An 18,773-nucleotide genomic window follows, 5' to 3' on the forward strand; every position below is an offset into this window, starting at 1 on the left:
CACTTTCGCGGAAAGCGCGGTCGGTCTCCGTCGCGTTGTTTCCTCAGGCTGTATAGATCGTCACTCCGTCGCGGACGGTCCGCAGGCAGCGCGGGAGTTCGGCGCCCTCTTCCAAGGACGGAAGGCCGGGGACGCGGGAGCGCGGATCGGTGGACCAGCGCTGGACCGTGTCCGATGCCGCGGCGACGACGAGTTCCGCGGCGTCCCACACCGCATAGTTGGCGGGAGCGCCCGGAACCAGGGTTCCGGCGACACCATCGCGCACACCGCCGGCCCGCCATGCGCCGCGGGTGGCGGCGGCGAAAGCGGCGCGCGGGGAGATGTGGTGGCCCCGGGTGCGGTGGTTCGCGGCCGCGCGGATGGCCTCCCACGGGTTCAGCGCCGTCACCGGGGCATCGGAGCTGATCGCCAGCGAGATACCGGCGGCGGCCATCGCCGCGAACGGGTTGGTGGCCGCGGCGCGTTCGGCGCCCAGCCGGGTGGCGTACATCCCCTCGGCGCCCCCCCACGCGGCGTCGAATCCCGGTTGCACGCTGGCGATCACGCCGAATTCGGCCAGTTTCGCGATCTGCCCGGCATCGAGCAGTTCGGCATGTTCGAGCCGGTGGCCGCGGGTGGCCACCGCCGGTGCGCCGAGTTCGCCGGCGACCCGGGCGAAGCCCTCGACCACCGCATCGATAGCGGCGTCGCCGATGGCGTGGAATCCGGCTTGAATCCCGGCCTCGGTGCAGGCCCGGACATGGGCGGCGATCGCCGCGGCGTCGAGGTAGGAGACACCGGTGGTGTCGCGGTCAGCATAGGGTTCGCGCAGCCAGGCGGTGTGGGAACCGAACGAGCCGTCGACGAACAGGTCGCCGGCCAGCCCGTGTACACCGAGTTCGCCGAGCAGCGCCCGCGCCTCCTCGGCCGAGGTGACGGCCTCACCCCAGTACGCGCGCACCTGCACATCGTGCTCGAATTCCAGCAATTCGCGCACATCGGTGCGCCCTGCGATCTGCGGGCCCGCACATTCGTGGACGGCGACCACACCGTGCGCGGCCGCGTAATCGAGTGCGTCGGCCCGAGCCCGGTCGCGCTGAGCGCGGTCGAGACCGTCGAGTGCGGCCTCGCGAACGAGGTGATGCGCGTCGGCGCGAAGCGGTGCGCCGGCGGTGTAACCCGCGGCCGCGCGAACGCCGCTCACCGCGTCGAGCAGCGCGGTCGAGGCGACCGCGGAATGGGCGTCCACGCGGGCCAGATAGGCCGGACGGCCGGTCCCGGCGGCGGCATCGATCTCGTCGACGGTGGGCGGGCGGCCCTCGGGCCAGCGGGTTTCGTCCCAGCCGTCGCCGATGATCGTTCCGGTATGGGTGGCGGCGTACTCGCGTACCAGATCCAGGCACTGTGCCAGCGAATTCGCCTGGGACAGGTCCAAACCCGTCAGTTGCAGGCCGAGCGCGGTGACGTGCACGTGCGGATCGACAAAGGCCGGGGCGACGAAAGCGCCGTCCAGATCGACGATTTCGGCGTCGGGGTGCAAAGCGCGGCCGGGGCGCTCGGCGCCCAGCCAGACCACGGTGCCGTCGGTGATTGCCATCGTGGTGGCATCGGGGGAACTGGAACTGTAGATTCGGCCGCCGACCAGCAACTGGGTACTCACGGGTGACCAGTGTGCCGCACGGCCGGCGGCCCGCGATCAGTGCGGGTCGGTCAGCGGGGGTCGATCATGCGCCGCGCGTGACCTTGACCGTCGTCGTAGTACTGCTCGACGACCACACCGTCCACGACCTCCCCGGAGGGTTCCACCACCACGCCGCGATAGCCGGTGGCCATGGTCAGCCGGTCGATGCGCCGCAGCGCCGCGGCCGAGACCAGCGGTCGCAGCAGCGCGCGGGTGGGAAGAAGCAGTAGCAGTCCGAATACCGAGGTGACCAGGCCGGGAACGAACATCAGCAGCGCGCCCACCCCGACCAGCGCGCCGTCGGCGACGGCGGTTCCCGGGGCGATCTCGCCGCGGCGGGCACGACGGAACTGCTGGAAGACCCGGCGGCCCTGGGAACGCACCAGGATCAGCCCGAGCGCGGACCCGGCGATGAGCAGCAGAATGGTCGGCACGGCACCGATGAGGTGGCCGACCACGACCAGCGCCGCGATCTCGACGACGAGATAGAGGGCGAACAACAGGGCGGGCATCGGCGATCCTTTCCACGATCTACCCTGCCCAACGCGCGACGACCCCGTTTTTCTCCCGATTCGGGCATATCGTCGCTCACCCGGTCAGGTACCGGGCGTGACCAGCCCGGTTTCATAGGCCAGCACGACCGCCTGCACCCGGTCGCGCAGTCCCAGTTTGGTCAGCACCCGGCCGACGTGAGTCTTGACCGTGGCTTCCGAGAGATACAGCTCGGCGGCGATCTCGGCGTTGGAGCGCCCGGCGGCGATCTGTTCGAGCACCTCGCGTTCGCGCGCGGTGAGCACGTCGAGCACCGATGGGTCGCGCACGCGGGCGGGGTCGGCGGCGATCAGCCGGTTCAGCAGCCGTTTGGTCACCTTCGGCGAGACCACGGCGTCACCGGCCGCGACGCTGCGGATGGCGGAGATCAGATCCTCGGGCGGGGTGTCCTTGAGCAGGAAACCACTGGCGCCGGCCCGCAGGGCGCCGAGTGCGTGTTCGTCGAGATCGAAGGTGGTCATCACCAGAACCCGGCTGCCACACCCGGATTCGAGGATCTGAGCGGTGGCGGCGACGCCGTCGACCACCGGCATCCGCACATCCATCAGCACCACGTCGGGGGCCAGCTCACCGGCCAGGCGCACGGCGGTCGCGCCGTTGTCGGCCTCGGCGACGACGTCGACGTCCGGGTGCGCGCCCAGCACCATCTTGAGTCCGGCACGCATGAGTTCCTGATCGTCGACGACGAGTACGGTGATCGGCACCGCACCAATCTAACCGGGACTCCTCGCCCGGTCAGTCGGGTAGTTCACGCTGCAGGGGAATGGTGGCGCAGACGCGCCAGCCGCCCTCGGGACGTCGTCCCACCTCGAGGGTGCCGCCGAGTACCGCGATCCGCTCCCGCATCCCGACCAGTCCCAGTCCGCTGCCGGCGATGCCGTTGCGCAGCGCGGTGTCGTCCACGACGGGAGCCTGCGTGGCCACGGTGGACCCGGTCGCGGACGGCCCGGCGTCGCCGCGGTCGAGCACCTCGACCAGCACGTCCGCGTCGCGCCGCCGCACCCGCACCCAGGCCTGTGGGTCGGGGCCGGCGTGGCGGAAGGTGTTGGTCAGCGATTCCTGCACGATGCGGTGCATGCCGAGGCTCACCTCGGGGGCGACATCGTCGAGTTCCCCGGTGAGTTCCAGTTCCACGGCCAGCCCGGCGCTGCGCATCATCTCCACCACCTTCGCCAGTCCGGCGGTGCCGTGTTGCGGCAGCTGCTCCGGGGCGTGCTCGGTGCGCAGCAGTTCCACCGTGCGGCGCAGTTCCCGCAGCGCCTCGCGGCCGGTGCCGGCGATGGTGGCCAGCGCCTGTTCGGCGACCTCGGGGTCGCGGCGCAGCGCGTATTTCGCCCCGTCGGCCTGCACGATGATGACGCTGACCGCGTGGGCGACCACATCGTGGAGTTCGCGGGCGATGCGGGTGCGTTCGGCCGAGACCGCGTCGTGGGCGCTGCGTTCGCGGTCGTAGTCGGCGACGGCGAGCCGGGCCGCGACCTCGGCGTCGTAGGCGTGGCGGGCGCCGAGGAATTCCGCGAGGGTCCAGCACAGCGCGTAGAACATGATCAGGAAGCCGATGACGATCGGCACCGACTGGTCGACCACGGCCAGCGAGAACGCCCCGTCCACGGCGAGGCCGACCAGATACAGCAAACCCTCGCGCCGACCCACGTACGCGACGAGGGTGTAGAGCGCGACGCCGACCGCCAGCAGCGCCGGCGGCTGCAGATCCTCGTGCAGGACCACGCTCACCGCGCTGGTGGTGATCGACAGCACCAGCAGGGCGACCGCACTGGCCCGCGGATAGCTGCGCCGCCAGATCACCGGCACCGGAACCAGCAGCCCGAGGATCAGATAGACGATCGCATGATCCTTGCCGCCGAGCGTGAGCAGATCCAACAGCACCAGTGCGGCCGCGAGGATGGAATCGGCGACCATGGGTTTGCCACGGAGCCACAGACTGAATCGGCGCACTCGCTCAGCCTAGGTGGCCGCCACCTCGACACCGCGCGCCACGATTTGCCGCACGTCGCCGACTCTGATTGGGTCGCCGCCGTGGGTATGGCCGAGTGGGCGGTGCTGCTGCCCGCGGCCACGGCCGCAGGATGGGTGGACGCGGTGGTGGGCGGTGGCGGATTGATCATTCTGCCGACACTGCTGCTGGTGGCGCCGACGCTGCCCCCGCAGACCGCGCTGGGCACGAACAAGATCGCCGCATTCGCCGGAACCAGTGCCGCCGCGCTGACTTTCGCGCGCCGGGTGCCGATGCGATGGCCGCTCATGCTGTCGGGTGCGGCGATCGCGGCGTGCGCGGCGGCCGCCGGTTCGGCCGCGGTGGCCCTGATCGACCGGCGCTATTTCATCCCGATCGTGATGACGGTGCTGATCGGTGTCGCGATCGTGGTGGCGACGCGGCCCTCGATCGGGGTGACGATGGCGACCCACCCGCCGACCCGGCGCCGCACGATCCTGGTGGTGGGCCTGTCGGCCGGGCTGATCGGCGGCTACGACGGGCTGGTCGGCCCCGGTACCGGCACCTTCCTGATCATCTCCTTCGCCACCCTGCTCGGTACCGAGTTCGTGCGCGCCGCGGCCATGGCGAAGGTGATCAACTGCGGATCCAATCTCGGCGCGCTGATCCTGCTCGCCGCCACCGGGCACATCATCTGGTCGGTGGGCCTGGGCATGGCGGTGGCGAATATCGCGGGCTCCGTGGTGGGTTCGCGGATGGCGATCGCGCGCGGGGCCGGGTTCGTGCGCGCGGTGCTGCTGATCGTGGTGACCGCGATGGTGGTGCGCCTGGGCTGGCAGCAGTTCGGCTGAGCGGCGCTCAGCAGCGCGCCTCCGCGGTCAGATGCCGGCCGGCCGAGAGCCAGGGCGCCAGCACCCGCGAGGTGGTCTCGCGGATGGTGCGATGCAGCCGTTCCCCGTCCTCGATCGCGTGGCGGCCGGAGAACAGCACGGTCAGCGCACCCGACACCGCCCCGACGACGGCGCCGACCAGCGCGGCCGCGCCGACCTCGTCCAATTCGTCGGGGAAGGCGTCGCGCAGCCGCCGCGCGATCTCCTGCTGCGCGGCCAGCTGGGCGTGCGCGGCCCGGCCGCTGACGGCGGGCACGGTGCGCGAGACCTGGGCCCGCAACACGGCGATGCGGGCCGCCAGATCGTCGCCGAGGTGATCACCGGGATTGTCCCCGGCGGCCCGCAGCGCGCGCAGCAGCACCTCGACGGGTCGTTCGTCGGCACGACGGCTCGCGATCGCGGCCACCGCCGCGGTGACGCGTTCATCGGGTTCGGGGAAGAGCAGTTCCTCTTTGCTCTCGAAGTAGTTGAAGAACGTCCTCGTACCCACCTCGGCGGTCGCGGCGATATCGGCGACGGTGGTCGCCTCGTAGCCGCGGGATTCGAACAGATCGGCGGCAGCCTCGAGGAGGGCGCGGCGGGTGCGTTCCCGCTTACGGTCACGGAGTGCGGATGGCGGCACGCGGGCAGACAGTACGCCATCGGCGCCGCAACCTGCGGCAGGCTGCGCGTTTCGCGCGCGTTTCAGTCCGTGCCACACCGCATTTCGTGCATGTTTGCATCGTCTGCAATCATGCACGGCGTGTCGCGTTGGGCCCCAGAGTGTTTCGCCGCACCCGTCGGCCGATCCGGTGGCCCGGCCGGCGTTCAGCAATTAGCGTAGGCCGGGTGAGCATCGCATCTGCGGCCGTGGACGACCAGTTCCGCGCGCTGCCGCTGGCCGCCCTGACCGATGCGGCCTTGACGGCGGCGCGCGCGGCCGGCGCCGAGTACGCCGATCTGCGGGTGCATCGGCTGCTGACGCAATCGATCCGGTTGCGCGACGGCCGCGTCGAATCCATCGACAATGCCGACGACCTGGGCTTCGCGGTCCGCGTGATCGTCGACGGCACCTGGGGTTTCGCCTCGCACTGCGAACTGACACCCGCGACCGCCGTGGCGGTGGCCCAGCGCGCGGTCACCGTCGCGGCGACGCTGCGGGCGCTCAACCGCGAGCGGGTCGAACTCGCCGGCGAACCGGTCTATCGCGACGCGACCTGGGGCTCGCCCTACCAGGTGGACCCGTTCACCGTGCCCACGCCGGAGAAGGTCGCGCTGCTGCAGGACTATTCGCAGCGCCTGACCTCGGCCGCGGGCATCGATCACGTGACGGCATCGGTGCTGCAGGTCAAGGAGCAGACCTACTACGCCGACACCGCGGGTTCCACGATCACCCAGCAGCGGGTGCGACTGCATCCGCAACTCGAGGCGATCACCGTCGACGCCGCGACGGGGGGTTTCGAGACCATGCGGACCCTCGCCGCCCCGGCCGGGCGCGGCTGGGAGTACGTCACCGGCGCCGACGGCGTCTGGGACTGGAACGAGGAACTGGCACGGATGCCGCAGTGGCTGGCCGAGAAGGTCGCCGCGCCGTCGGTGACGCCGGGCCCCACCGACCTGGTGATCGACCCGACCAATCTGTGGCTGACGATTCACGAATCCATCGGCCACGCCACCGAATACGATCGCGCGATCGGCTACGAATCGGCCTACGCCGGAACCTCCTTCGCCACTCCCGACAAGCTCGGGACGCTGCGCTACGGCACCCCGATCATGCACGTCACCGGCGACCGGACCCAGGAGTACGGCCTCGCGACGGTCGGCTACGACGACGAGGGGGTGGCCGGGCAGCGCTGGGATCTGGTGCGCGACGGCATCCTGGTCGGCTATCAGCTCGACCGGGTCTTCGCGCCTCGTCTCGGGGTGCCCCGGTCCAACGGGTGCTCCTACGCCGATTCCGCCCATCACGTGCCCATCCAGCGCATGGCCAACGTGTCCCTGCAGCCCGATCCGGAGTCCGATACCAGCACCGCCGAGCTGATCTCGCGCGTCGAGGACGGGATCTACATCGTCGGCGACCGGTCCTGGTCGATCGACATGCAGCGCTACAACTTCCAGTTCACCGGGCAGCGGTTCTTCCGGATCCGCAACGGGGAGTTGGCCGGTCAGCTGCGCGACGTCGCCTACCAGGCCACCACCACCGACTTCTGGGGCGCGATGGAAGCCGTCGGCGGCCCGTCGACCTGGGTCCTCGGCGGGGCGTTCAACTGCGGTAAGGCCCAGCCCGGCCAGGTCGCGGCGGTATCGCACGGATGTCCGTCGGTGCTGGTGCGCGGGGTGAACATCCTCAACACCCGCCAGGAGGCGGGGTGAGTAACCCTCGCGCAGCCACTCGCCGCGCCGACCGGGTGCGGGGGTCCCGCCACACAGGAGGCGGGGTAATGGCCACGATTCGGAATTGGCACACAACGCGGGAGGCCGGTCGGTGACGATGATGCACGGCGCGGAGGTCGTGGAGCGGGCGCTGGCCGTCGCGCGCGCGGACGAGACGATCGTCATCGTCACCGACGCGTCCGAGGCCTCGCTGCGCTGGGCCGGCAATTCCATGACCACCAACGGGTCGTCGGTGTCACGATCCTGGGCGGTGGTGTCGATCCTGCGCGAGGGCCCACGCTCGGCGCGGGTGGGCAGTGCCGGTTCCACGAGCGTGGATCCGGCCGAGATCGAGGCCGTGGTGCGCAGCGCCGAAGAGGCGGCTCGCACGGCCGAGCCCGCCGCGGACGCGATGCCGCTGCTGGACCCGGAAACCGCGGGCGCACACCTGGATTCGGAGTGGGCGGGCCCCGTGCGCGAGACCGGCATCGAGGTATTCACCGGACTCGCCGGTGAGCTCGCGGTCGGGTTCGCCGGCGCCGACCGGCTCTACGGTTTCGCCCATCATCAGCTGCACACCACCTGGCTGGGCACCTCCACCGGCATTCGCCGCCGGTGGACCGAGCCCACCGGATCCATCGAGATCAACGGCAAACGCGGCGGGGACGGCGATCCCGCGAGCGCCTGGGTGGGCGCGCCGACCGCCGACTTCACCGATATCGGCGTCACCGCACTGCTGGCCGAGCTGAGCGGGCGCCTGGACTGGTGTGCCCGCCGGGTCGAGCTGCCGGCCGGTCGCTATCCCACCCTGCTGCCGCCCTCGGCGGTCGCCGACCTGCTGATTCCGATGCTGTGGTCGATGGACGGACGCGGCGCCCACGAGGGCCACACCGCATTCGCCCGGGCCGGCGGCACCCGCATCGGGGAGCGGCTCACCGACCTGCCGCTGACGTTGTACTCGGATCCGACTGCCGCGGGTTTGGAGTACCGGCCGTTCGTCGCGACCGCCGCCTCATCGGAGACCTCCTCGATCTTCGACAACGGTCTCTCGGCCGGTCGCGTGGACTGGCTGCGCGAGGGAGTGATCGAGTCGCTGATCTATCCGCGCGCAGTGGCCGCGCAGTACGACGCTCCGGTCACGGTGGCCGGTGAGAATCTGCTGCTGAGCGGCGGGACGGACACCACCCTCGAGCAGATGATCGCCACCACCGAGCGTGGCCTGTTGCTGACCTGTCTGTGGTACATCCGCGAGGTCGATCCGGCCACGCTGTTGCAGACCGGCCTGACTCGCGACGGCGTGTACCTGGTGGAGGACGGCGCGGTCACCGCCGCGGTCAACAACTTCCGCTTCAACGAGAGCCCGCTGGATCTGCTGCGCCGCGCCACCGAGGTCGGCGCCACCGAGATCACGCTGCCGCGCGAATGGAAGGACTGGTTCACCCGCACGGCCATGCCGCCGATGCGGATCCCCGACTTCCACATGTCCTCGGTCAGCCAGGCCACCTGAGCGCGGTCACCCGCACTCAGCGCATCGATCGCGGCCGCAGCCGCACGACCACCGTGCCGCGGCCGAGGGCGGCGCGCAGCTGTTCCCGGTCGACGTTGCCGTCGGCATCGAGGCTGATACCGGCGAAGCGGCCGTGCGTCGGATTCTGGGTGAGGATGATGCGGTAGGGCTCGGCGATCTCCTCTTCACCGGAGATCACCTCCCAGTCCGCGAGCCGCTCCCGGCCGCGCCAGGTGATCCGCACCGGTTCGCCCGGCCGCAGATTGCGCCGCCAGCCCGCCGCGGTGCCGACCAGCAGTGCGCCGTCGGATTCGGCGTAGCCGACCGGATTCGCGTAGACGCGGCCGGTTTTGCACCCGACCACGGTGACGATCATCAATTTCGCGCTGAGCAGGCGATGCAGCGGCGACCGCAACAGGGCGCGCATGCCGGCGTCGACCGCCGTCTGCATGCGCAACCGGCCCCGGCCCGCCGATTCGCGGGCGGTTCCGGCTGATGGGGGTGTGCCGGGAGTGGACATGTCGACAGCTCCGATCAGTATTTTCGAGTGCCTACTCAGAAAATACGACGGGTTGCGGCATACTGCAAGGGCACGAACCGATCGGAAGGAACACGCGGTGCCGCGCCAGCACGCCCAGAACACCGAACCGCCCACACGCACCCGGGGGCGGCCGCGCAGCGGAGTGCGGGAGGCTGTCATCGTGGCCGCACAGGACGTCCTCACCGGTTCCGGGGTCGCCCGGCTCACCACCAAGGAAGTCGCCACTCGCGCGGGCGTCGCCGAGTCGAGCATCTTCTATCACTTCGGCGATCGCACCGGCCTGCTCCAAGCGGTGATCCAGCATCACCTGCGGCCGCTGAAGGATATGCTCGCCGATTCGTCCCATTCCGCGGACGCGGCCGAATCCGCCGATCTGCGAAGCGATCTCGTGCACCTGGTGACCGTGCTGGAGGACTTCTTCCGTGCCGCGCTACCGGTCATGGCGGCGATCGACTCCGACGCCGAATTGCGCGCGGTGTACTCGGAACGCAGCCGCGACTTCGATCTGGGCCCGCATCGCGCCCTGGACGTGGTGATCGGACACCTGTCGGCCCGCCACCACATCGTCACCGAACCACGCACCGCCGCATTACTGCTCGTGGGCGCAGCCCACCAGCGAGCACTCCAGTCGCGAATGAGCCCGCCGGAGGCACGGGCCGCACTCCCCTCCCCAGAGGCGATAGCCGACGCGACCCTTCCCCTGTTCCGCGCGGAAAACTCCTAGTTACCGCTAGGCCGAGGCGCTGAGGCGGGCGGACTGCCACACCTCGGCCAACTCCTGCAGCGGAATTCCGAGCGCCCCGGAGAGTCCGACGACGGTGCCGAACGCCGGGCTGGGCAGCCGGCCGGATTCGATCTTGCGCAGCGTTTCCGGTGAGATGCCGGCCGCGCGGGCGATCTCCACGGGGTCCCGATCGCCCCGGACCGCACGTAGATGCGCGCCCAGGCGACGACCGGCCTCTACCTGGGCCGGGGTCAGCGGAAGTCGAACCATGCCCCCAGCATAGAGCTGGTATTCAAATACCGCTACGGTTAGAGTCGGTATATAAATACCGATACCGGGGAGGTTTCGTGGTCGAACTGAAGACAGCCGCCGAGATCGAGCGGATGGGCGTGGCCGGACGCTTCGTCGCCGAGGTGCTCGCGGAGCTGCGGGAGCGGGCCGAGGTCGGGGTGAATCTGCTCGATCTGGAAAAGTATGTGCGGCAGCGCATCCGGGAACGAGGGGCGGTGTCGTGCTATTGGGACTACGCGCCTTCGTTCGGGCGCGGCCCGTTCCGCAACACCGTCTGCCTGTCGGTCAACGACGCGGTTCTGCACGGACTCCCCTACGACTACCGGTTGCGCGACGGTGATGTGCTGACCATGGATCTGGCGGTCTCGGTCGACGGCTGGGTCGCCGACGCCGCGGTCAGCACCATCGTCGGCGCCGCCGATCCCGAGGACGCCCGGCTGGTGGCCGCGACCGAGGAGGCCTTGGCCGCCGCCGTCGAGGTCGCCTGGCCGGGAGGGCGGCTCGGCGACATCTCCGCGGCCATCGCGGGCGTCGCGCGGCGGCACGGCTACCCCGTCAACACCGAATTCGGCGGCCACGGGCTCGGCCGCACCATGCACGAGGATCCGCACGTTCCGAACGCCGGTCGCGCCGGGCGCGGCATGCGGCTCGTCCCCGGCCTGACCATCGCGATCGAACCCTGGTTCGCCCGCACCACCGATCGCATCATCACCGATCCGGACGGATGGACGATCCGTTCCGCCGACGGCTCGCGCACCGCACATTCCGAACACACCGTGGCCATCACCGACGCGGGCCCCCGAATCCTCACCCACACGGCATGATTCACCCCTGGGCCATGCCGATCAGGCAGTGTCGTTCGGAGCCGGATCGGGGGACGGAGGCCGGTGACGCTCCGCCGCCGCCTCCGGGCCCGACCGATTAGGCTCGGCAGTCGTGGACAATCCTTTCGGCCCCGCCGGTACCGCGAACTACGTTCTGCTCACCACCTACAAGAAGGACGGCACACCGGTCGCGACCCCGGTGTGGGCGGCGCTCGACGATGCGAAGTTGTACGTCTGGACCGAGACCGCGGCCTGGAAGGTCAAGCGGGTGCGGCGCAATCCGGACGTCACCTTGCAGCCCTGCAGCGTGTCGGGTAAGCCGCACGGGGAGATCGTGCGCGGCACCGCCCGGGTGCTCGACGAGGAGGGCAGCGACCGGACCCGGCAGCTGATCAAGCGCAAGTATTCGCTCATGGGTTGGCTGATCGTCACCGGCAGCGTGCTGCGGCGCGGCCGCAAGGGCACGATCGGCATCGAAATCGCCGCTGCCCCAGCCTGATCCGAGACGATCTCACTCGATCGGCGGTGGTCACTGCCCCGCCGGTTGGGCGGTGATCGCCAGCCCGACCGAGCGATCCTTGCCGAAGATCAACTTGTGGCCGCGGATCAGCAGGGTGCCGATCACGCCGTATTTGTGGGCGATGAGATCGCGGACCCGTTCGGTCCCGTCGCCATCGAGGACGCGCGCCGTCCCGGCGCTCACCGGCGATCCGGACGTGCGGCCGCGGGCGTCGCAGGCCTGGACCGTCACCGCGGCGTTGCGGTGCAGCCGTTTCACCTTCCAGCTCTTCGGATTGGTCCAGACCACCAGCCGGTCGCCGTCGGGAGCCACCCAGACCGGGGCCCCGACCGGCGTGCCGTCCTTCTTGTAGGTGGTGAGCAGGACGTACTTCTGCTGTGCGAGTTCGTTCCAGGTCATATCCCCACGGTAGGGGCCGAACCCGCGCCCGCACATCCGCCGCGCGGCGCAGGATCCGGTGCGCCCGCCGACGTAGCGGCCGCACCGGGTCGCACTACTCGAGTTCGCCCTCGGTTTCGAGGTAGATCTGCCGCAGCCGGTCCAGTGTTTCCGGCTGCGGGGCCTCCCACAGTTTGCGTTCGGCCGCCTCGAGCAGGCGTTCGGCGATGCCGTGCAGTGCCCACGGATTGGACTCGGTCATGAACTTGCGGTTCACATCGTCGAAAACGTAGCTCTCCGAGAGCTTTTCGTACATCCAGTCGGCGACGACATTGGTGGTGGCGTCGTAACCGAACAGGTAGTCGACCGTCGCGGCCATCTCGAACGCACCCTTGTAGCCGTGCCGGCGCATCGCCTCGAGCCAGCGCGGATTGACCACGCGGGAGCGGAACACCCGGGTGGTCTCCTCGAAGAGGGTGCGGGTGCGCACCGCGTCGGGACGCGTCGAATCGCCGATGTAGGCCTCGGGATTCTTGCCGGTCAGCGCCCGGACGGCGGCGACCATGCCCCCGTGGTACTGGAAGTAGTCGTCGGAATCGGCGATGTCGTGCTCACGGGTGTCGGTGTTCTTGGCCGCGACCGCGATGCGCCGGTAGGCCGCGCGCATATCGTCGGCGGCCGGCGCGCCGTCCAGGCCACGGCCGTAGGCGTAGCCGCCCCAGGTGGTGTACACCTGGGCCAGATCGTCGTCGGTGCGCCAGCTCTTGGAGTCGATCAACTGCAGCAGACCCGCGCCGTAGGTACCGGGTTTGGATCCGAAGATCCGGGTGGTGGCTCGGCGCCGGTCACCGTGCTCGGCCAGATCAGAATCGGTGTGCGCGCGAACGTAATTCGATTCCGCCGGTTCGTCCAGCTCGGCGACCAGCCGGACCGCGTCGTCGAGCAGCGCCAGCACGTGCGGGAACGCGTCGCGGAAGAATCCGGAGATTCGCACGGTGACGTCGATGCGCGGGCGGCCCAGCTCGGCCAGGTCGACCACCTCCAGGCGGGTGACCCGGCGGCTCGCCTCGTCCCACACCGGCCGCACCCCGAGCAGCGCGAACACCTCGGCGATATCGTCACCGGCGGTCCGCATGGCCGAGGTGCCCCACACCGAGAGCCCGACCGATCGCGGGTAGTCGCCGTGATCGGCGCGGTAGCGCTCGAGCAGCGAATCCGCCATCGCCTGGCCGGTCTCCCAGGCCAGCCGCGACGGCACCGCCTTCGGATCCACGGAATAGAAGTTCCGCCCGGTCGGCAGCACGTTGATCAGACCGCGCAGCGGCGAACCACTCGGCCCGGCCGGGATGAATCCACCGTCCAGGGCGTGCAGGATCCGCTCGATCTCGACTCCGGTCTGCCGCAATCGGGGCACGACTTCGGTTGCGGCGAAGCGCAATACGGCCGCAAGGGTGTCCGGGGCGGCGGGTTCGTGGCGAGCCACCAGCTCCTCCACCGCCGCCGGCGACCACTCCGCGGCCTGCAGTGCGGCCAGCAGCGTCCGGGCGCGCTGCTCGACGACATCGACGCGCTCGCGCGATTCTTCCCCGGATTCGTCGAGCCCCAGCGCCTCGCGCAGTCCCGGCACCGCGACTTCCCCACCCCAGAGCTGGCGGGCGCGCAACATGGCCAGCACCAGATCCAGTTCGCCCTCGCCGGCCGGGGCCTGCCCAAGGATGTGCAGGCCGTCGCGAATCTGCACATCCTTGATCTCGCACAGCCAGCCGTCGACGTGCAGCAGCATGTCGTCGAAGGTGTCCTCGTCCGGTCGCTCCTCGAGCCCCAGGTCGTGGTCCATCTTCGCGGCCCGCATCAGGGTCCAGATCTGCTGGCGGATCGCGGGCAGCTTGGCCGGATCCAGCGCCGAGATGTTGGCGTGCTCGTCGAGCAACTGTTCGAGGCGAGCGATATCGCCGTAGGTCTCCGCGCGGGCCATAGGGGGAATGAGGTGGTCGACCAGCGTGGCGTGGGCGCGGCGCTTGGCCTGGGTGCCCTCACCGGGATCGTTGACCAGGAACGGATAGATCAGCGGCAGATCGCCGAGGGCGGCGTCGGTGCCGCAGGCCGCCGACATCCCCAGCGTCTTGCCGGGCAGCCATTCCAGATTGCCGTGTTTGCCCAGATGCACCATCGCGTCGGCGCCGAATCCGCCCTCGCCTGCCGCCGCGGACAACCACCGGTACACCGCCAGATAGTGGTGGCTGGGCGGCAGATCCGGATCGTGGTAGATCGCGACCGGATTCTCGCCGAAGCCGCGCGGCGGCTGCACCAGCAGCACGATATTGCCGAAACGCAGTGCGGCGATGACGATTTCGCCGTCCGGATCGGCGGAGCGGTCGACGAACAGTTCGCCCGGCGGCGGCCCCCACGCCTCGACGACCGCGGTGCGCAATTCCTCGGGCAGGGTGGCGAACCAGTCCGAGTACTGCCGGGCGCCGATGCGAATCGGGTTGCCCTCCAACTGTTCCGCGCTCAGCCAGTCGGGATCCTGACCACCGGCGGCGATCAACGCGTGGATGAGCGCATCGCCGTCGCGCTCCTCGAGCCCCGGAACCTCGCCCGGCGCGCCGAGATCGTAACCGGCCGTGCGCATCTCGGTCAGCAGCCGGATCGCGCTGGCGGGGGTGTCCAGCCCGACGGCATTGCCGATGCGGGCGTGTTTGGTCGGATACGCCGACAGCATCAGCGCGATCCGGCGCTGCGCCACGGGCAGATGCCGCAGCCGCGCGTGGCGCACCGCGATGCCCGCGACCCGCGCCGCCCGCTCCGCATCGGGCACATAGGTCGACAGACCGTCGGCGTCGAACTCCTTGAACGAGAACGGCACCGTGATGATCCGACCGTCGAATTCCGGCACCGCGACCTGGGTGGCAACATCCAGCGGCGAGAGTCCGTCGTCGTTGTCCGCCCACTGGTCCCGGCCGCTGGTCAGGCACAGACCCTGCAGGATCGGCACATCCAGGTCGGCGAGCGCGCCGATATCCCAGGCCTCGTCGTCGCCGCCGGCGGCCGCGGTCGCGGGTTTGGTGCCGCCCGCGGCCAGCACGGTCACCACCAGCGCGTCCGCGCGGCGCAGCGTGTCGAGCAGATCCGGTTCGGCGTTGCGAAGCGACGCGCAGTACAGCGGCAGCGGGCGGGCGCCGGCCTGTTCCAGCGCTCGGCACAGTGCCTCGACGTAGGCCGTATTGCCGGCCAGGTGCTGGGCGCGGTAGTACAACACGGCCACTGTCGGTGCGTCGGCGAGCCGGGAATCGTTGCCGGACAACTCCTTCGGCGTGCGGTCGAGCTCACCCCAGGAGGGCAGCTGGACCGGCGGCTCGAATCCGTGACCGGTCAGCAGCACGGTGTCGGACAGGAAGTTGTGCAGCTGCCGCAAATTGCCGGGCCCGCCCGCGGCCAGATAGTTGTGCGCGTCCGCGGCCACGCCACCCGGGACCGTCGAGCACTCCATCAGTTCGGCATCGGGCGCCATCTCGCCGCCCAGGGCCACCAGCGGGATCCCCGCGGCGCGGACCGCGTCCAGCCCTTCCTCCCAGGCGCGGCGACCGCCCAGGATGCGCACCACGACCAGGTCAGCGCCCTCGAGCAGTCCCGGCAGATCCTCGACCAGCAGCCGGGCCGGGTTGGCGAGCCGATAGTCGGCGCCGCTCGCGCGCGCGGACAGCAGATCGGTGTCGGACGTGGACAGCAGCAGGATCACGGTTCTCCTCGGGTGACGCGCCCATAGCGGATACGGCCGCCCGCCCGGAGGGTCTGACTGTCACAGTGGCGCGACCGCACCGGAATTGCACCGGCTTTCCTCGTATCGGCGAGCCCCCGGATGCTATCGCACTGCTGTGACCGGTATTTCCCGATCCGATCCCGCGGCGTACGCTGTGAATATGCCGAACTCACCGGGATGGAGCAGGCGGAACCGCTTTGCCGCCTGGTCGGGAATTACATGCATGATGGTTGCTGTTGCATTGCTGGCAATGGCTTTGGCCGCTGCGGCCGGGGGTCACGGCGGGCTGTTGCTCGTCGCCGCGGGCGCCTGTGCGGCGGTCGCGATCTTCGGGCTGCTGGTCTTCGAGTCCACGGTCCGCCGCGACCACGTCGAACGCCACGACACACCACATCTGTTGTCGGACAGTTACGTCGACGACCAGCTGTGGCAGGCCGTGATCCGCGCCCGGGACGAGAGCAGCCCGAAGGACCGGTGAGCCGATGCCCGCCACCCCGCCTTGGGTGCGGCGCAACCGTATGGTCGCCTGGACCAGCTACTTCTGCGTTCTGATCGGATTCGGCAGCCTGGCGATGGGACTCACCGCGGCCGCGAGCGGCCATCGCGGCTGGGCTCTCGTCGCCGGCTCAATCTGCGCCGCCGCCTTCCTCGGCGGGATGAGCCTGTTCGGCGCGACCGCCCACCACGACCGGGTCGCCCACCACGCAGGCCCCAGCCTGCTCTTCGACCCTTCCTGGCCGGCCGCCTCGCTCGAACCGTCCCGCACGTCGCACGATCCGCGGCGCCGCCTGCACCTGAGGCGCGGCCGCTGACACCGTGAACCGCGGACGCGCCCCGGCCTCGCCTGCGTTCGCCGCGCGCCCGGCTCGTAGGCTGGTGGCATCATGACGCGCTCCGCCCCCGACTCCTGTCCCGGTGTCCTGCGCCTGCATCAGGCCGCCGACGGTCCGCTGGCCCGGATCCGGCTGCCCGGCGGCGCGATCACCCCCGATCAACTGCGGGTGCTGGCCGCGGCGGCCGACGAGCTCGGCAACGGCAGTATCGAACTGACCTCCCGCGGCAATGTGCAATTGCGGCAGATGCACGATGCGGCGGCCCTGGCCGAGCGGCTCGAAGAGGCCGAGCTGCTGCCCGCGCCCACCCACGAGCGGGTGCGCAACATCGTGGCCTCGCCGCTGTCGGGCCGGGTGGGCGGCTGGAGCGATGTGCATCCGCTGGCCGCGCGACTCGATGCGGAGCTGCGGCAGGCGCCGGAATTGGCCGCACTGCCCGGGCGCGTGCTGTTCACCCTCGACGACGGCCGCGGCGACATCAGCGGTCTCGGCGGCGATATCGGCGTGCACGCCACCGACGAGGCCGAGTTCGCGCTGGTCCTGGCCGGGCGCGATTCGGGCGCGCGGATCGGCGCCGACCGGGCGGTGGACACGATGCTGGCGGCGGCCCACGGTTTCCAGCGGATGCGCGGCGAGCAGTGGCGACTACGCGAGGTCGCCGACGGCCCGGCCCGGATCCTGGCCGAATTGGCTCTCGAACCGACCGCCGAACCGATGGATCTCGTTGCCCGCCAGGATATTCCGATCGGATGGCTCACCCAGGCCGACGACCGGGTCGCGCTCGGGGCGGCGGTGCCGCTGGGCGCCCTGCCCGCCCGGACCGCGGAATTCGTTGCGGCGGTGGAACATCCGATTCTGATCACCCCGTGGCGCAGTCTCGTCCTGGCCGATATGGACGAGTGGACGGCAGAGCAGGTGGTGCGGGTGCTGGCGCCGATGAGCCTGATCTTCGACGCGAACTCACCGTGGCTCGCGGTGACAACGTGCGCCGGGCGACCCGGTTGCGCGAAATCACTGACGGACGTGCGGGCCGACGCGGCCGACGCCGTCATGTCCGGCCGCGTGCTCCCGGTCGGCGCCCCCGCGCCGGACCTGTCGGGCGTCGCGGCCGATCAGGTGGTCGTCGCCGGCCGGCAGCATTGGTCCGGCTGCGATCGGCAATGCGGGCGTCCGGCCGGGCCGGTGACCGAGGTGGTCGCCGAATCCGGCGGCTATCGCATCATCGGACCTCGCGCGGACGACTGACTTCGCTACCACCTCACCGCCGGGCGCGACTCGCTGAGGCACCTCGCCGCGACGCTGTCCCGTTCCGTAGCGCCGCCGATCGGATGGTCGCGGCCGACGGCTCCTGCCGGCACGTCCCGACAACGCCGTACTTCGCGCACACTGGATCGATGGACTCGTCCGCGGATCAGTCGCCGTCCACCGCCGGCCTGCTCTCCGATGCGCAGATCGCACAGCTCTCGCTCCCCCAGCGGCTCGAACTGGTCGCGCGGCTGCGGCCCGACCGGGTGCGGCCGCATCCGCGCCGGGTGCGCGTGGCCCGCGGACTACGGCTGTCGCTGATGGTCGGCGGTTCGGTCGCGATGATCCCGTGGCTGGTCTACCTCGGGTTCACACTGCCGCAGGACTACGACGCGAATCATTGGGCGCTGGTGTGGATCGGCTTCGACATCCTGCTGGTCGTGATGATGGCGACCACCGCCTACCTCGGCTGGCGGCGGCGGGCGCTGGTGATCCTGCCGGCCTCCGGCACCGGGGTGCTGCTGCTCGCCGACGCCTGGTTCGACACGACCACCGCCGGTCCCGACGACATCCGGGTGTCGATCGCGACGGCCGTGCTCGCCGAGGTCCCGCTCGCGGTGTTGCTGCTCACCGGGGCGCTGGCCCTGTTCCGCTATCTCGTCTTCGCCAATCCCCTGCACGATCCGGCCGAATCGCCGTGGCGGGCGCGGTTGCCGTTCTGATGTCGCGGGGCGGCTCGATG

Annotated in this window: 19 protein-coding genes; 10 read left to right on the forward strand and 9 right to left on the reverse strand. The window is 70.4% G+C overall.

All coding sequences use genetic code 11. The features are described 5' to 3' along the window. Positions 1–43: 43 nt before the first annotated feature. The 4 genes from ACPCUW_RS25990 to ACPCUW_RS26005 all read right to left on the reverse strand — a co-directional run bounded on the left by ACPCUW_RS25990 (position 44) and on the right by ACPCUW_RS26005 (position 4,168). Entirely contained in the window at positions 44–1,639 is a 1,596-nt protein-coding gene (locus tag ACPCUW_RS25990) for an amidohydrolase (protein WP_423427697.1), read from the reverse strand. 50 nt (positions 1,640–1,689) lie between these two features. After that, on the reverse strand, positions 1,690–2,172 hold the full coding sequence (locus ACPCUW_RS25995; protein ID WP_063013551.1) for an FxsA family protein: 483 nt from the start codon (positions 2,170–2,172) through the stop codon (positions 1,690–1,692). An 84-nt stretch (positions 2,173–2,256) separates the two neighbouring features. Beyond that, positions 2,257–2,916, reverse strand: a complete 660-nt coding sequence (locus ACPCUW_RS26000; RefSeq protein ID WP_036501594.1) for a response regulator — start codon at positions 2,914–2,916, stop codon at positions 2,257–2,259. Positions 2,917–2,947: 31 nt separating this feature from the next. Further along, the gene (locus ACPCUW_RS26005; protein WP_181063949.1) at positions 2,948–4,168 is read right to left on the reverse strand and encodes a sensor histidine kinase; all 1,221 of its coding nucleotides are present in this window, start codon (positions 4,166–4,168) and stop codon (positions 2,948–2,950) included. An 87-nt stretch (positions 4,169–4,255) separates the two neighbouring features. Here ACPCUW_RS26005 and ACPCUW_RS26010 point away from each other — a divergent pair, with 87 nt between their 5' ends. Continuing rightward, a complete protein-coding gene (locus tag ACPCUW_RS26010; RefSeq protein ID WP_228816858.1) occupies positions 4,256–5,017 on the forward strand; it encodes a sulfite exporter TauE/SafE family protein in 762 nt (253 codons plus the stop codon). Between the two features lie 7 nt (positions 5,018–5,024). Here ACPCUW_RS26010 and ACPCUW_RS26015 read toward each other — a convergent pair whose 3' ends face one another. Continuing rightward, positions 5,025–5,678, reverse strand: a complete 654-nt coding sequence (locus tag ACPCUW_RS26015; protein WP_081879689.1) for a TetR/AcrR family transcriptional regulator — start codon at positions 5,676–5,678, stop codon at positions 5,025–5,027. A 206-nt stretch (positions 5,679–5,884) separates the two neighbouring features. Between ACPCUW_RS26015 and ACPCUW_RS26020 the strand changes: the two genes are divergently transcribed. Then, complete coding sequence (locus ACPCUW_RS26020) at positions 5,885–7,408, forward strand: TldD/PmbA family protein (RefSeq protein ID WP_423427700.1); 1,524 nt, start codon at positions 5,885–5,887, stop codon at positions 7,406–7,408. A gap of 118 nt (positions 7,409–7,526) precedes the next feature. Beyond that, positions 7,527–8,915 (forward strand): metallopeptidase TldD-related protein, encoded by a 1,389-nt coding sequence (locus ACPCUW_RS26025; protein ID WP_423427817.1) that lies wholly within the window; start codon positions 7,527–7,529, stop codon positions 8,913–8,915. A 16-nt stretch (positions 8,916–8,931) separates the two neighbouring features. On the opposite strand, the gene ACPCUW_RS26030 is transcribed toward ACPCUW_RS26025, so the two are convergent. Next, a complete protein-coding gene (locus ACPCUW_RS26030; protein ID WP_423427702.1) occupies positions 8,932–9,435 on the reverse strand; it encodes a hypothetical protein in 504 nt (167 codons plus the stop codon). A gap of 97 nt (positions 9,436–9,532) precedes the next feature. Between ACPCUW_RS26030 and ACPCUW_RS26035 the strand changes: the two genes are divergently transcribed. Next, positions 9,533–10,180 (forward strand): TetR/AcrR family transcriptional regulator, encoded by a 648-nt coding sequence (locus tag ACPCUW_RS26035; protein ID WP_423427704.1) that lies wholly within the window; start codon positions 9,533–9,535, stop codon positions 10,178–10,180. A gap of 6 nt (positions 10,181–10,186) precedes the next feature. Here the strand turns inward: ACPCUW_RS26035 and ACPCUW_RS26040 are convergent, their stop codons facing one another. Then, a complete protein-coding gene (locus ACPCUW_RS26040) occupies positions 10,187–10,450 on the reverse strand; it encodes a helix-turn-helix domain-containing protein (RefSeq protein WP_030517033.1) in 264 nt (87 codons plus the stop codon). A gap of 77 nt (positions 10,451–10,527) precedes the next feature. Between ACPCUW_RS26040 and map the strand changes: the two genes are divergently transcribed. Both map and ACPCUW_RS26050 read left to right on the forward strand, forming a co-directional pair. Beyond that, complete coding sequence (gene map, locus ACPCUW_RS26045; protein ID WP_423427706.1) at positions 10,528–11,295, forward strand: type I methionyl aminopeptidase; 768 nt, start codon at positions 10,528–10,530, stop codon at positions 11,293–11,295. Between the two features lie 112 nt (positions 11,296–11,407). Further along, positions 11,408–11,794, forward strand: coding sequence for a PPOX class F420-dependent oxidoreductase (locus tag ACPCUW_RS26050; RefSeq protein WP_063013539.1), 387 nt, complete (start codon positions 11,408–11,410; stop codon positions 11,792–11,794). Positions 11,795–11,824: 30 nt separating this feature from the next. Here the strand turns inward: ACPCUW_RS26050 and ACPCUW_RS26055 are convergent, their stop codons facing one another. Next, complete coding sequence (locus tag ACPCUW_RS26055; protein ID WP_063013537.1) at positions 11,825–12,214, reverse strand: PPOX class F420-dependent oxidoreductase; 390 nt, start codon at positions 12,212–12,214, stop codon at positions 11,825–11,827. 94 nt (positions 12,215–12,308) lie between these two features. Then, positions 12,309–15,932: a cobaltochelatase subunit CobN gene (cobN, locus tag ACPCUW_RS26060; protein ID WP_423427708.1), complete on the reverse strand. Its 3,624-nt coding sequence runs from the start codon at positions 15,930–15,932 to the stop codon at positions 12,309–12,311. Positions 15,933–16,203: 271 nt separating this feature from the next. Here cobN and ACPCUW_RS26065 point away from each other — a divergent pair, with 271 nt between their 5' ends. The 4 genes from ACPCUW_RS26065 (at position 16,204) to ACPCUW_RS26080 (ending at position 18,753) form a co-directional block, all read left to right on the forward strand. Beyond that, entirely contained in the window at positions 16,204–16,431 is a 228-nt protein-coding gene (locus tag ACPCUW_RS26065) for a hypothetical protein (RefSeq protein WP_063013533.1), read from the forward strand. 25 nt (positions 16,432–16,456) lie between these two features. Then, on the forward strand, positions 16,457–16,765 hold the full coding sequence (locus tag ACPCUW_RS26070) for a hypothetical protein (protein WP_423427709.1): 309 nt from the start codon (positions 16,457–16,459) through the stop codon (positions 16,763–16,765). Between the two features lie 72 nt (positions 16,766–16,837). Further along, positions 16,838–18,031: a precorrin-3B synthase gene (gene cobG / locus ACPCUW_RS26075; RefSeq protein ID WP_423427710.1), complete on the forward strand. Its 1,194-nt coding sequence runs from the start codon at positions 16,838–16,840 to the stop codon at positions 18,029–18,031. A 149-nt stretch (positions 18,032–18,180) separates the two neighbouring features. Further along, complete coding sequence (locus ACPCUW_RS26080) at positions 18,181–18,753, forward strand: hypothetical protein (RefSeq protein ID WP_036525464.1); 573 nt, start codon at positions 18,181–18,183, stop codon at positions 18,751–18,753. Positions 18,754–18,773 lie beyond the last annotated feature (20 nt).

Origin of the sequence: Nocardia sp. AB354 (genome assembly GCF_049538315.1) — a bacterium.
In the GTDB taxonomy this organism is placed as follows: Bacteria; Actinomycetota; Actinomycetes; order Mycobacteriales; family Mycobacteriaceae; genus Nocardia; species Nocardia nova.

Coding starts and splice junctions, on each gene's coding strand:
- ACPCUW_RS26025 (WP_423427817.1), top strand. CDS start 7,527: ATGATGCACGGCGCGGAGGTCGTGGAGCGGGCGCTGGCCGTCGCGCGC.
- ACPCUW_RS26080 (WP_036525464.1), top strand. CDS start 18,181: ATGGACTCGTCCGCGGATCAGTCGCCGTCCACCGCCGGCCTGCTCTCC.
- ACPCUW_RS26055 (WP_063013537.1), bottom strand. CDS start 12,214: ATGACCTGGAACGAACTCGCACAGCAGAAGTACGTCCTGCTCACCACC.
- cobG (WP_423427710.1), top strand. CDS start 16,838: ATGACGCGCTCCGCCCCCGACTCCTGTCCCGGTGTCCTGCGCCTGCAT.
- ACPCUW_RS26065 (WP_063013533.1), top strand. CDS start 16,204: ATGGCTTTGGCCGCTGCGGCCGGGGGTCACGGCGGGCTGTTGCTCGTC.
- ACPCUW_RS26010 (WP_228816858.1), top strand. CDS start 4,256: ATGGCCGAGTGGGCGGTGCTGCTGCCCGCGGCCACGGCCGCAGGATGG.
- ACPCUW_RS26030 (WP_423427702.1), bottom strand. CDS start 9,435: ATGTCCACTCCCGGCACACCCCCATCAGCCGGAACCGCCCGCGAATCG.
- ACPCUW_RS26040 (WP_030517033.1), bottom strand. CDS start 10,450: ATGGTTCGACTTCCGCTGACCCCGGCCCAGGTAGAGGCCGGTCGTCGC.
- ACPCUW_RS25995 (WP_063013551.1), bottom strand. CDS start 2,172: ATGCCCGCCCTGTTGTTCGCCCTCTATCTCGTCGTCGAGATCGCGGCG.